Below are 12,985 nucleotides of genomic sequence, written 5' to 3' on the forward strand. Positions count from 1 at the left end.
TTCGCAGCCGAGATGTCCAAAAGCAATTAGTGTTAACACGCCCTAGCCTTGCCGGTCTCGGCCAGCACTTCTTCGATCAACGCGCGGGGACACACACTGGCCAGCACGCCCGCGCTGATCAGATGCGCGACATCCACTTGCGCCGGCAGTACCTTGCGTGTTCTGGCCATCGTTTCCGTCCATCAAAGCCTCGATGGAATCGGATTTTGACCTCAAGACTTCTATCTGAACGGTATTGAGCCTAGGGATGATGTTCAAAACCGGAGCGGTGAAGGGCGTTGAGCGCATGGATCTCGCGACATGAAACCGCCGTGCCCGTTTCGATCAGTTTCCACCGTTCAAAGGTCGATTTACCGGCCTTTCGGGGCCTCATCGAGGCCCATGGGCGCGTTGCAGGCGCACTCATCCCTGCGCCTTCTGCAAAAGCCGGTGCCGCGCCATCCACAAGTTGGAAAGTGCGAACAGCGTGTGCAGTTGCGCCGTGTTCTTGACCAATCCGCGGTAGCGCACCTTCACAAACCCGAACTGGCGCTTGATCACCCGAAACGGGTGCTCCACCTTGGCCCGGATGCTGGCCTTCACATGTTCGAGCTTGTCCATGATCGCGCCCATGGGCGTGCTCTTGTCCAACGCTTTGCGTTTGCCCGGGCGCATGGCCACGTGCCAGTTGGCATTGATCGCCTGCGTCTCCTCGCGCTTGGCCACACCCTGGTAGCCTGCGTCAGCGAACACATCGCTCTCTTCACCATGCACCAGCGCGCCGGCCTGCGTCACATCGTTGACGTTGGCCGCTGTGCCCACCACCGTGTGCACCAGTCCCGAATCGGCATCCACGCCAATGTGCGCCTTCATGCCGAAGTGCCATTGGTTTCCCTTCTTCGTTTGGTGCATCTCAGGATCACGCTCGCCGCTGCTGTTCTTGGTCGAGCTGGGTGCGGCGATCAGCGTGGCGTCGATGGCTGTGCCGTTCTTGAGCAGCAGCCCTTTGGCGGCCAGCGTGCTGTTGACGGTGGCCAGTATCTGCAGGCTGAGTTGGTGCTCTTCGAGCAGGTGGCGAAAGCGCAGGATGCTCACGCGATCCGGAATGCGCTCGCTGCCCGAGAGACCAGCGAAGTCACGGTACAGCGGCGTCTCGAACAGGGCTTCTTCCATGGCCAGGTCCGACAGGCCGAACCACTGCTACTGAGATGGACCCGACGCCACCCTCCGGCGAAACTGTGTGTCCCTCATCAACCGTTGAAATGCGGAGGTTCATCATGGAAATCGACATCCTGGGGATCGACCTTGCTAAACGTGTGTTTCAACTTCACGGAGCAGACCGCCGAGGTCAGGCGATGCACCGATCCAAAGTATCGCGCCCAGCTCTGATGGAAACGATTCGTCAACTTCGTCCACGAACCATCGCTATGGAAGCCTGCAGCTCCGCACACCACTGGGCCAGGCAGTTCCAAGCACTGGGCATTGAGGTCCAGCTCATCAGCCCCCACTACGTCAAACCGTTCGTCAAAACGAACAAGAACGACTGAATCGCCCCGGGTTTTGAGGAGGCTCTTTTCTCTGAGAGGATTGAGCCATGAGCAAGAAGTCGAACCAGTTTTCACCTGAGGTCCGCGAGCGTGCTGTTCGCATGGTGCGTGAGCACAGAGGCGAGTACCCCTCGCTGTGGGCCACCATCGAGTCCATCGCCCCCAAGATCGGCTGCGTGCCCCAGACCCTCAACGAATGGGTCAAGCGAGACCAGATCGATTCCGGCGTGCGCGACGGCATCACGACATCCGAACGTGAACAGATGAAGGCGCTGGAGCGCGAGGTCAAAGAGCTGCGCAAAGCCAACGAGATCCTGAAGCTGGCCAGCGCGTTTTTCGCCCAGGCGGAGCTCGACCGCCGTCTGAAGTCCTGAACAACTTCGTCGATCAGCATCGACAGGCCTACGGGGTCGAGTCGATCTGCAAAGTGCTGCAGATCGCCCCGTCAGGCTATTGGCGCCATGCTGCTCATCAGCGAAATCCCCAGCTGCGCTGCCCGCGCGCCCAGCGTGACGACACCCTGGTGCCGCACGTTGAGCGCGTCTGGCAAGCCAACATGCGGGTCTACGGCGCCGACAAGGTCTGGAAACAGATGAACCGGGAGGGAGTTGTCATTGCCCGCTGCACGGTTGAGCGGTTGATGAAGCGACTGGGCTTGCAGGGCGTGCGCCGGGGCAAGGTGGTGCGCACCACCCTCAGCGACATGAAGGCCCCTTGCCCGCTGGATCGGGTCAATCGGCAGTTCAAGGCCGAGCGGCCGAACCAGCTGTGGGTCTCGGACTTCACCTACGTTTCAACCTGGCAAGGCTGGCTGTACGTGGCCTTCGTGATCGATGTGTATGCCCGGCGCATCGTGGGCTGGCGGGTCAGTACCTCCATGCACACGGACTTCGTTCTGGATGCCCTGGAGCAGGCGCTGTATGCCCGGCAGCCCGAGCGTGATGGCGCATTGATTCACCATTCCGACAGGGGGTCGCAATACGTCAGCATTCGCTACAGCGAACGGCTGTCAGAGGCAGGCATCGAGCCCTCGGTGGGCAGCAAGGGCGACAGCTACGACAACGCTTTAGCCGAGACCATCAACGGTCTGTACAAGGCCGAGGTGATTCATCGCCGGTCATGGCCAACCCGTGAATCGGTGGAGCTGGCAACGCTGGAATGGGTGTCCTGGTTCAACCATCACCGGCTGCTCGGACCCATCGGATACATCCCTCCTGCAGAGGCTGAGGCAAACTACTACCGGCAACTCGCCAGTCAGTCCTCCATGGTGGCGGCCTGACTTAAACCAACCGGCCTCCACGAAACCCGGGGCGATTCAGTCCTTGCTGACCATGCTTCTTGAGCAGTTCCGAGTGATCGAAAACCAGATAGGTAGAGCCGAGGACTGGATCACAACCGAACAGCCTTTGAGTACCTCACCAGCTTCACAGGTGGTGAAGATGGCGAACGCTGGCGGAACTTCGCTGCCTGGGTCAACCAGAACAAGGCCTACCGTATGGCGAAACGCAACCGCTTGCTACGCAAGAACTACGGCGAGGAAGAGGCCAAGGGCTTCAAAGACCGCAACCTGAACGACACGCGCTATATCTGCCGCTTCTTCAAGAACTACGTAGAGAAAAACCTGCAACTTGCTACACGCGGCGATGGTGATATCAACAAGCGGTGCGTGGTGGTCAATGGGCAGCTCACCGCCTTTTTGCGGGCGCGATGGGGCCTTTTGAAAATCCGCGAAGAAAGCGACCGCCACCACGCGCTTGACGCCGCGGTGGTGGCGGCGTGCAGCCACGGCATGGTGAAAGCGCTGGCCGACTACGCGCGCAACAAGGAGATCGAATTCTTGAAAGAGGGTTTCCCCGATCCGGAAACCGGTGAAATCCTGAATCCCGATGCGTTTGACCGAAGCCGCCACCACTTCCCCGAGCCGTGGAGCCACTTCCGCCACGAACTCGAAGCCCGACTCAAGACCGACGACTTGGCTGCTTTGCGAGAAGACATGGCCCGGCTTGGCTCCTACAACAACGACGACTTGCAGCAAGTACGGACGTTGTTTGTGTCACGCGCACCTCAACGGCGCAACGGTGGTGCTGTGCACAAAGACACCATTTACGCGCAACCCGAGGGATTGCGCGAAGACGGCGGCGTGGTGCAAAAGGTGCCCCTCACCAGCCTCACCCTGAAAGACCTGGACCAGCTGGCTGATCCCCACCGAAATGCCAAGCTGTACGCGGCCATCCGTGCGCGGCTTGAAGCCCACGGCGGCAAGGCCGACAAAGCCTTTGGCCCTGACAAGCCCTTTTTCAAGCCAGGAAAAGACGATCAACCCACTGGGCCAGTCGTGCGCACAGTGAAACTGTTCATCGACAAACTCAGCGGCATCCCTATTCGCGGTGGTGTTGCCAAGAACGACAGCATGATTCGCGTCGATGTGTTCACCAAGGCAGGCAAGTTCCACTTGGTGCCGGTGTACGTGCACCATCGCGTGACGGGTTTGCCGAATCGCGCCGTGGTTGCTTACAAAGACGAAGTCGAGTGGACGTTGATTGACGAGAGCTTTGCGTTTCTGTTCTCGATTTATCCGAACGATTTGATTCGAATTTCTCTGAAGAAAGAGACACACACGGGCTACTTCGCAAGCTGCCACCGTGGCACGGGGGCATTTAACATCTGGGTACATGATCGAGCAGTAGCTCGTGGCAAAGGTGGCGCTATTGAAAGCATCGGCGTAAAGACAGCTCTCTCAGTCGAAAAATTCAACGTCGATCTGCTCGGCTATGTCTACCCCGCCCCACCGGAGACGCGCCGTGGTCTGGCGTAGTGTGGTCATCAGCCAGCCCGCCAAACTCAAGCGCGAGCATTTCGCGCTGGTGGTGGAGCAAGCACAGTCCGCCCGCGTACCGTTTGAAGACATCGCGGTGATCGTGCTCAACAACCGGGAGATCACGCTCACCCACCCGGTTTTGTCTGCCTGCGCGGAATACGGCATCAGCCTGTTCAGCACAGGCGACAACCACCAACCCAATGGTGTGTTTCTGCCCTTCCTGCAGCACAGTCGGGCCACACGCATGCAGCGGCTGCAACTGGATCTGGACAAACCCACGGCCAAACGTGCTTGGGCCACCATCGTGCAAACCAAAATCCGCAATCAAGCCCAGTGCATGCGGTTGCGACGGATTGAAGATCCAGAACGGCTGGAGTCTTATGCCCGGCGGGTGCGCTCAGGCGATACCGGAAACATGGAAGCACAGGCCAGCGCTTACTATTTCCCGCAGGTGTTTGGCCGAAGCTTTCACCGCAGCCAGGAAGTCTGGACCAACGCTGCGCTGGACTATGGATATGCCGTCATGCGTGGCGCCTGCGCTCGTGCACTGGTGGCCCACGGAATGTTGCCCAGCCTCGGCCTGTTTCACAGCAGCGAGCAAAACGCATTCAATCTGGCCGACGACCTGATCGAACCCTACAGGCCCATCGTCGATCTGTATGTGGCCGAGCAACGCCCTCCAGTCGATACAGAAAACCTGCGACCCGCCGACAAGCTCGGACTGATCGCCTTGTTGAATGTGGATGTGGCCATGCCACGCGGCGCTATGAGCGTGCTGGCATCGGTGGAGCAAGCCGCCGAATCGCTGGCACGGCTGTTCGATGGCGGAAGCGAGCAGGTGCTGGAAATGCCGGGGATCATCGGCCTGCAGCAACACCGGCCGGAGATGTAAAGCCACCAACGACGGTCCACCCATGAGTCAGGAAACGAGGCGATTCATGCGCATGATGGTGTTTTTCGACCTGCCCGTGGTGACCAAGGCCGAGAAACGGGCCTACACGCTGTTTCGCCGTTTCCTGCTCAACGACGGCTACGACATGATCCAGTTCTCCGTCTACGGTCGCATCCTCAACGGCAGCGATGCCGTTGAGAAGCACATGAAGAGACTGGTCATCAACCTGCCACCAGCCGGCTCAGTGCGGGTACTCACCGTCACAGAGAAGCAGTTTGCCAGCATGAAGATGCTCGTAGGCATGCCGCTTTTTCAGGAAACCAAGGTCAATGCGGCCCAAATCGCACTCTTCTGATCGTTTTTCCAAAACGAAAACCCGCGTCAAGCCAGGCTTGACGCGGGTTTCGAGGGGGCCTGAGTGTAGCTATCCGGGGTGAGAGAGGGAGCTACAACATCCTGGTGCAGGGCATGACTGGGCGACTGGAGTGTAGCTATCCGGGGTGAGAGAGGGAGCTACAACGCCGTTCAAGGTGTATTGCTGATGCAAGCCGAGTGTAGCTATCCGGGGTGAGAGAGGGAGCTACAACCGAACAGGCGGGCGAACAGGCGGGCGAACAGAGTGTAGCTATCCGGGGTGAGAGAGGGAGCTACAACACACCACACGCGGCAAAGCAGCGCCCTCGGGAGTGTAGCTATCCGGGGTGAGAGAGGGAGCTACAACGGGGGTCTTCAGCGTGCCGGTCAGGTTCACGAGTGTAGCTATCCGGGGTGAGAGAGGGAGCTACAACATGATTGCGCGGCCTTCAAACACGTCGCCGGAGTGTAGCTATCCGGGGTGAGAGAGGGAGCTACAACCCGCGGGGCACATCAGCTCTTGGCTCATCGGAGTGTAGCTATCCGGGGTGAGAGAGGGAGCTACAACCGGGCTTCCCAAAATCACACAACGGAGACTGAGTGTAGCTATCCGGGGTGAGAGAGGGAGCTACAACCAATCCGTGGTGCTTCTTCCATGACCCAGGGAGTGTAGCTATCCGGGGTGAGAGAGGGAGCTACAACGTGGGGGAAGGGCCAGTCCGTGCGCGCCTCGAGTGTAGCTATCCGGGGTGAGAGAGGGAGCTACAACCTACGCCGGCGGCCAGCGCGCGCCAGGCTTGAGTGTAGCTATCCGGGGTGAGAGAGGGAGCTACAACTGACGGGCTCGACGTTGGCGTCGGTGGTCTGAGTGTAGCTATCCGGGGTGAGAGAGGGAGCTACAACGGCCAGCGAGTAGCTGGACGCGCCCAGGGCGAGTGTAGCTATCCGGGGTGAGAGAGGGAGCTACAACGAACTCAGCACCGCACTCTTCCTCGACGCCGAGTGTAGCTATCCGGGGTGAGAGAGGGAGCTACAACGATCAGCGGCGCCATCACGCTCAACAACGAGAGTGTAGCTATCCGGGGTGAGAGAGGGAGCTACAACAAGTGCGCCAGCGCGCCCCGGTGGGCACCAGAGTGTAGCTATCCGGGGTGAGAGAGGGAGCTACAACGCCGCAGCGGCGGTGATGGCGTCACCGCCGGAGTGTAGCTATCCGGGGTGAGAGAGGGAGCTACAACTTTCGCAATTGCAAGCTGAGCCGCACGATAGAGTGTAGCTATCCGGGGTGAGAGAGGGAGCTACAACAAAGTGCGCGGGCTCAGGGGTGGGCCGCTCGGCAACGCTGCGCTGGCCGAGCGGCCCACCCCTGAGCCCGCGCACAGCGCTAAAGCGCAATGTTGTTCAAGAAGAAGCCGTCGACCATCCGCTCAATTAGTGCGCCTGGTCCCAGTTCGCCCCCACCCCCACCTCCGCCAGCAGCGGCACCTTGAGCGCTGCCACGCCGGCCATCAGGCGCGGAATTTCGGTCTTGAGCCAGTCGACTTCGCCCTCGGGCACTTCGAACACCAGTTCGTCGTGCACCTGCATGATCATCTTGGTGCCGCGCTGCTGTTCGTCCAGCGCCTTCTGCACCGTCACCATGCTGAGCTTGATGAGGTCGGCCGCCGTGCCCTGCATGGGGGCGTTGATGGCGGCGCGTTCGGCGCCGCTGCGGCGCGGGCCGTTGGGGCTGTTGATTTCGGGCAGGTAGAGGCGGCGACCGAACACGGTTTCCACGTAGCCCTGGGCCTTGGCCTGGGCGCGGGTGTCGTCCATGTACTGCTTGACGCCGGCGAAGCGCTCGAAATAGCGCGTGATGTAGTTCTTGGCGGCGGTGTTGTCGATGGCGAGCGCCTTGGCCAGGCCGAAGGCGCTCATGCCGTAGATGAGGCCGAAGTTGATGACCTTGGCGTAGCGGCGCTGCTCGCTGCTGACTTGCGCGGGCTCCAGGCCAAACACTTCGGCGGCGGTGGCACGGTGCACGTCCACGCCTTCGTGGAAGGCCTTGAGCAAGGCCGCGTCGCCACTGAGGTGGGCCATGATGCGCAGCTCGATCTGCGAGTAGTCGGCGCTGGCGATCACGCTGCCGGCGGGCGCCACGAAGGCTTCGCGCACCTTGCGGCCTTCGGCGGTGCGGATGGGGATGTTCTGCAGGTTGGGGTCGTTGCTGGACAAGCGCCCGGTCACGGCCACGGCCTGCGCGTAGTGCGTGTGCACGCGGCCGGTGCGCGGATGGGCCAGCTGGGCGAGCTTGTCGGTGTAAGTGCCCTTGAGCTTGGAGAGGCCCCGGTGTTCCAGGATCTTGGCGGGCAGCGGGTAGTCTTCGGCGAGCTTTTCCAGCACCTCTTCGTCGGTGCTGCGCGCGCCGGTGGCGGTTTTCTTGATGACGGGCAGGCCCAGTTTGTCGAAGAAGATTTCGCCGAGCTGTTTGGGGCTGGCCAGGTTGAAGGGCTGGCCGGCAATTTCATACGCCTCCTGCTCCAGCGCGAAGATGCGCTGGCCGAGTTCGTGGCTCTGTCTGGCGAGCGTGGGCGCGTCGATCAGCACGCCGTTGCGCTCGATGCGGTAGAGCGCTTCGCTGCTGGCGATCTCCAGCTCGTAAATGAAGCTCAGCTTGGCGTCGGCTTCGAGCTGGGGCCAGAGCGCGCGGTGCACGTCCAGCGTCTGGTCGCTGTCTTCACATGAGTACTCGGCCGCCTTGGCCACGTCGACCTGGGCAAACGGGATCTGGTGCGCGCCTTTGCCGCAGAGGTCTTCGTAGTTGATGCCACTGCGGCCCAGGTGGCGCTCGGCCAGGCTGGACAGGCCGTGCGGCTTGTGCACCTCGAGCACGTAGCTCTGCAGCATGGTGTCGTGCACATAGCCCTGCACCTCGATGCCATGGTTGGCGAACACATGGCGGTCGTACTTGATGTGCTGGCCGAGCTTGTGTTTCGCCGGGTTCTCCAGCCAGGGCTTGAGCTTCGCCAGCACCTCGTCCAGCGGCAACTGCTCGGGCGCGTCGGGGCCCGCGTGCATCAGCGGGATGTAGGCAGCTTCGCCGGGTTTGACGCTGAAGCTGATGCCGACGATCTGGGCCACCATTTCGTCGAGCGAGGTGGTTTCGGTGTCCACGGCCACGAGGTCGGCGGCTTCGACCCTGGCGAGCCAGGTGCTGAAGAGCTCCCAGGTGAGGATGGTGTCGTAGTGGAGGTTGCTGGCGCTGGGGGCTGCTGGGGTTTGATCGGCCTCAGTGGCGGGTTCGCTGAAGAGGTCGTTGGTGGGAGGGGAGCCCTTCACCCCTGCCCTCTCCCCAGAGGGGCGAGGGAGAGAAGCCACTGCGCCGCCCAGCGACTGCGCCAAACCCTTGAAGCCGTAGGTTTCGTAGAACGCCTTGAGCGGTTCGGTCTGCGGCTGGCCGATGCGGATGGCTTCGAGTGCCGGCAGGTCGGGCACCCAGCCGTTCAGGTCGCAGTCGGTCCTGATGGTCAGCAACTGGCGGCCGGTGGGCAGCCAGTCGAGCGCCTTGCGCAGGTTTTCGCCGGCCACGCCCTTGATCTTGCCGGCGTTGGCCACCACGCCTTCGAGCGAACCGTATTCCTGCAGCCACTTGGCGGCGGTCTTGGGACCCACCTTTTCCACCCCGGGCACGTTGTCCACCTGGTCGCCCACCAATATCTGGTAGTCCACCATCAGGTGCGCGGGCACACCGAACTCGGCTTGCACGCCGGCGAGGTCGCGGCGTCTGCCGTTCATGGTGTCGATGATGGTGATGTGTTGATTCACCAGTTGGGCCAGGTCTTTGTCGCCACTGGAGACGATGACCTCGAAGCCCTGTTTCGCGGCGGTCACGGCGAGCGTGCCGATCACGTCGTCGGCCTCGACGCCGGGCACGTCGAGCACCGGCCAGCCCATCAGGCGCACCACCTCGTGGATCGGTGGAATCTGCGCCCGCAGGTCGTCGGGCATGGGGCTGCGCTGGGCCTTGTATTCGGGGTAGATGGCATCGCGGAAGGTCGGGCCCTTGGCATCAAACACACAGGCACCGTACACAAAAGGAAAATCTTTGTGCAACTTCTGCATCATGTTGATCATGCCGCGGATGGCCCCGGTGGCCGGGCTCGTCGGGTCGCCGGGCACGGCCCGCAGGTCGGGCATGGCGTGGTACGCGCGGTAGAGGTAGCTGGAACCATCGACCAGCAACAGGGTGGGGGTGGGCGTTTTTTCGTCGGACATGGGGCGATTGTGGGGGAATCTCCACGCCCTGAGCCGCCCCCGGCGCTCACCAGACGGGCAGCGCCTGCCTACAATGGGGCATGCGCCATACCACCACCCCCCTCTCCCGCCTGTCACGCCTGTCCGTGCCGGCTCTGGCCCTGACCCTTGCCCTGCCCGTGCTGGCCCAGGCCCCTGCGCCGGCCGCGGAAGCCACGGCGGTCGTGCCTGCAGAGTCCGGCCCCCCTGCGAGCAGTGAGCGCATCGAGCGCATCACCCACGAAGACGGGCTCTCGCGCATCGACGAGCTGCGCGTGGGCGGGCAGACCCGCAGCATCGCCGTGCAGCCCAAGAACGGTGCGCCCGGCTACGAGATCACGCCGGTGCCGGGTGGCGCGGACTTCACCGATGCCCAGAACAAGGGCTCCACAGGCAAGAGCCGCTGGCGCATCCTCAACTTCTGATCGTCCGCATTTTTCATGGCTGTTTATACCGAAGTCCCGTTTGACGAAGCAGCAGCGCTGCTGCGCACGCTGAACCTGGGCGAACTCACCGAGCTGCGGGGCATCCACGGCGGCATCGAAAACACCAACTATTTCGCCACCACCGAACGCGGGGGCCTCCACGAGACCCACGTGCTCACGGTGTTTGAGCGCCTGGGTTTCGAACAACTGCCGTATTACCTGCACCTGATGAAGCACCTGGCGGGCAAGGGCATCCCCGTGCCCGAACCGGCCGCCGACGCCCGGGGTGAGATCCTGCACACGCTGCAGGGCAAACCGGCCGCTGTGGTGGACAAGCTGCGCGGCAAAAGCGAGCTGGCACCCGAGGAATCGCATTGCCGGGCGGTGGGCGACATGCTGGCGCGCCTGCACCTGGCCGGGCGCGATTTCGGCATGAGCCAGCCCAACCTGCGTGGCCTGCCCTGGTGGAACGAGACGGTGCCGGTGGTGCTGCCGCACCTGAGCGAGAGCCAGCGCACGCTCATTCGCACCGAACTGGCCTACCAGAACCACGTGGCGGCCCTGCCGGCCTACTCCGCCCTGCCCCGCGGCCCGGTGCATGCCGACCTGTTCCGTGACAACGTGATGTTTGAAGATGGTGAACTCACCGGCTTCTTCGACTTCTATTTCGCCGGCAACGACAGCTTCCTGTTCGATCTGGCGGTCTGCCTCAACGACTGGTGCATCCGCCACACGGCGGACGACCACGACGGCCAGCACAGCGCCGCCCTGGCGCAGGCCATGGTGTCGGCCTACCAGGCGGTGCGCCCCCTGAACGCGGCCGAGCGCGGTCTGCTGCCGGCCATGCTGCGCGCGGGTGCGCTGCGTTTCTGGCTCTCGCGCCTGTGGGACTGGCACCTGCCGCGCGACGCCAGCATGCTCAAGCCCCACGACCCCACCCATTTCGAGCGCGTGCTGCGCGAGCGGGTGGGCCTGGCGCCCGGCCTGCTGGCCTCGCTGCTGGAAGAACACAGCCTGACCGCCTGAGCCCGACCCAACCCACGCATGAAACTCCGCATTGTTCCCGCAGGCACCGGCCTGCAATGGGTGAAACTGGGCGTCAAAACCTTTTTTCGCCAGCCCCTGGCCCTCTCGGGCCTGTTCTTCATGTTCATGGCCACGGTGTCCGTGCTCTCGATCATCCCGCTGATCGGGACGGCCATCTCGGCCGTGCTCACGCCCGCGGCCAACCTGGGTCTGATGGCGGCCAGCCGCGAAGCCGCGGCCGGCCGCTTCCCCATGCCATCCACGCTGGTCAGCGCGTTTCGCGGAAGCCGCGAACAGACGCGCGCCATGCTGATGCTGGGAGCGATGTACGCCGGCTGCCTGTTGCTGGTGCTGGCCACGGCCGCGCTGCTCGGCCCCTCGGCGCCGGCGGGCGAAGTCGAAACCAGCGTCACACCCGAGATGATGCAGAGCCTGCTGGGCAGCCCGGGCCTGTGGTTGGCCCTGCTGGTGTACATCCCCGTTCTCATGATGTTCTGGCACGCGCCCGCGCTGGTGCACTGGCACGGTGTGAGCCCGGTCAAGAGCCTGTTTTTCAGCGCCCTGGCCTGCTGGCAGAACAAGGGCGCCCTGTTCATCTTCGGGTTGGGCTGGATGGGCGTGTTCCTGTTGTCAGGGCTGGTGATCAGCCTGCTGGGCTCGGCGCTCGGCGGCGTCCAGGCGCTCAACATCATCCTGTACCCGGCCGTGCTGTTCGTGGCGTCGATGTTCTACGCCTCGGTCTATTTCAGCTTCCGCGACAGCTTTGACACCGGCCCAGCGCCCGACGAAATGCCTTCACCCACCGGAGACCCGACATGACTCAGCACACCCTGCTTGGCCGCCATGAAGACGAAGTCCTTTGGTTCCAGCGCCGCGAGGCCGTGGCCGCGGCGGGCGCCTGGCTGGCCTTCGGGGGAATGGGTGCCGCGCAAGCCCAGCAGCGCAGCAATGTGGTCGAGATGCTGGGCGATGTGCTGCTCAATGGCCGGCGCATGTCGCCGCAGCACACGGTGCAGTCCGGGGATCAGATCCAGACCGGCCCGGGTTCGCGGCTGCTGTTCGTGATCGGCAACGCGGCCTTTCATGTGCGGCAAAACTCGCGCCTGGAGGTCGGGCGCGGCTCTACGCTCAACACCGTGAGTCTGCTGCGCCTGCTCACTGGCGCGGTGGTCAGCGCATTCGGGCGTTCGGCCAGCCGAACCATCGTCACCCCCACCCTCACCGCCGGCATCCGCGGCACCGGCGTCTACGCCGAAGTCATGCCCGACCAGCGCAGCTATTTCTGCAACTGCTATGGCACGGTCCAGATGAACGCCCGCGGCGACCGCGCGCTGTCCGTGTCGAGCTACCACCAGTCGTTCTGGGGTGAGGTTGCGCCGAAAAACGGCCGGCTGCTCACGCCCGCTGATGCCATCAACCACACCGATGAAGAGCTCGAATTCCTGGCCCGCCTGATCAACCAGCGCACCGCCTGGCAGATCGCCGGCAGGACAGGCGTGAAAGACGGCAGGGGTTACATGGAAAACCAGCCGGGGCAGATGCACCCGGCCATGAATCTGCTACCACGCTGATAGCAGGGCAGCCCGCGTGCGCGGGGCGAACTGCCACACCACTGTCACGCGGGTTTCACACAAACGGGAGATGCTTGGCCCCGTTTGTTCAACCCACGAGG

9 protein-coding genes, 3 pseudogenes, 1 CRISPR repeat array and 1 other annotated feature are annotated in these 12,985 nt (G+C 62.8%); of the genes and pseudogenes, 9 read left to right on the plus strand and 3 right to left on the minus strand.

Annotated elements, in window-relative coordinates; all coding sequences use genetic code 11:
* Nucleotides 1-44: 44 nt before the first annotated feature.
* Nucleotides 45-170, minus strand: a pseudogene (locus AC23D4_RS06000) (IS4 family transposase); the annotation flags it as partial.
* Nucleotides 171-402: 232 nt separating this feature from the next.
* Nucleotides 403-1,179, minus strand: a pseudogene (locus AC23D4_RS06005) (IS5 family transposase); the annotation flags it as partial.
* 77 nt (nucleotides 1,180-1,256) lie between these two features.
* Between AC23D4_RS06005 and AC23D4_RS06010 the strand changes: the two are divergent.
* From AC23D4_RS06010 to cas2, 5 genes and pseudogenes are all read left to right on the plus strand, one after another.
* Nucleotides 1,257-1,523: pseudogene (locus AC23D4_RS06010) on the plus strand (IS110 family transposase); the annotation flags it as partial.
* Nucleotides 1,524-1,573: 50 nt separating this feature from the next.
* A protein-coding gene (locus tag AC23D4_RS06015) for an IS3 family transposase (protein ID WP_290729592.1) occupies nucleotides 1,574-2,805 on the plus strand; the annotation gives its coding sequence in 2 pieces (ribosomal slippage) (nucleotides 1,574-1,859 and nucleotides 1,859-2,805; 1,233 coding nt in all).
* Nucleotides 1,855-1,971: a sequence feature (AL1L pseudoknot), on the plus strand. It overlaps the preceding gene by 117 nt.
* A 105-nt stretch (nucleotides 2,806-2,910) precedes the next feature.
* Entirely contained in the window at nucleotides 2,911-4,341 is a 1,431-nt protein-coding gene (gene cas9, locus AC23D4_RS06020; protein WP_472890383.1) for a type II CRISPR RNA-guided endonuclease Cas9, read from the plus strand.
* The gene (gene cas1, locus AC23D4_RS06025; protein WP_472890381.1) at nucleotides 4,328-5,236 is read left to right on the plus strand and encodes a type II CRISPR-associated endonuclease Cas1; all 909 of its coding nucleotides are present in this window, start codon (nucleotides 4,328-4,330) and stop codon (nucleotides 5,234-5,236) included. The genes cas9 and cas1 overlap by 14 nt, the downstream gene beginning before the upstream one ends.
* Nucleotides 5,237-5,258: 22 nt before the next feature.
* Nucleotides 5,259-5,591, plus strand: coding sequence for a CRISPR-associated endonuclease Cas2 (gene cas2, locus AC23D4_RS06030; RefSeq protein WP_472890380.1), 333 nt, complete (start codon nucleotides 5,259-5,261; stop codon nucleotides 5,589-5,591).
* Nucleotides 5,592-5,652: 61 nt separating this feature from the next.
* Nucleotides 5,653-6,895: a CRISPR direct-repeat array (repeat unit 37 nt; unit sequence GAGTGTAGCTATCCGGGGTGAGAGAGGGAGCTACAAC).
* A 126-nt stretch (nucleotides 6,896-7,021) separates the two neighbouring features.
* Here the strand turns inward: cas2 and polA are convergent.
* A complete protein-coding gene (gene polA, locus AC23D4_RS06035) occupies nucleotides 7,022-9,844 on the minus strand; it encodes a DNA polymerase I (RefSeq protein WP_472890379.1) in 2,823 nt (940 codons plus the stop codon).
* An 80-nt stretch (nucleotides 9,845-9,924) separates the two neighbouring features.
* Between polA and AC23D4_RS06040 the strand changes: the two genes are divergently transcribed.
* From AC23D4_RS06040 to AC23D4_RS06055, 4 genes are read left to right on the plus strand one after another with little or no spacing between them, the layout of a single operon-like run.
* Nucleotides 9,925-10,287 carry a hypothetical protein gene (locus tag AC23D4_RS06040; protein WP_472890378.1) on the plus strand — a complete coding sequence of 121 codons (363 nt, stop codon included), beginning with the start codon at nucleotides 9,925-9,927 and terminating at the stop codon, nucleotides 10,285-10,287.
* 15 nt (nucleotides 10,288-10,302) lie between these two features.
* Nucleotides 10,303-11,313, plus strand: coding sequence for a homoserine kinase (locus AC23D4_RS06045; protein ID WP_472890377.1), 1,011 nt, complete (start codon nucleotides 10,303-10,305; stop codon nucleotides 11,311-11,313).
* Nucleotides 11,314-11,331: 18 nt separating this feature from the next.
* On the plus strand, nucleotides 11,332-12,132 hold the full coding sequence (locus AC23D4_RS06050) for a BPSS1780 family membrane protein (protein ID WP_472890376.1): 801 nt from the start codon (nucleotides 11,332-11,334) through the stop codon (nucleotides 12,130-12,132).
* A complete protein-coding gene (locus AC23D4_RS06055; RefSeq protein WP_472890375.1) occupies nucleotides 12,129-12,884 on the plus strand; it encodes a FecR family protein in 756 nt (251 codons plus the stop codon). The genes AC23D4_RS06050 and AC23D4_RS06055 overlap by 4 nt, the downstream gene beginning before the upstream one ends.
* Nucleotides 12,885-12,985 lie beyond the last annotated feature (101 nt).

Source organism: Hydrogenophaga sp. L76 (assembly GCF_057654755.1).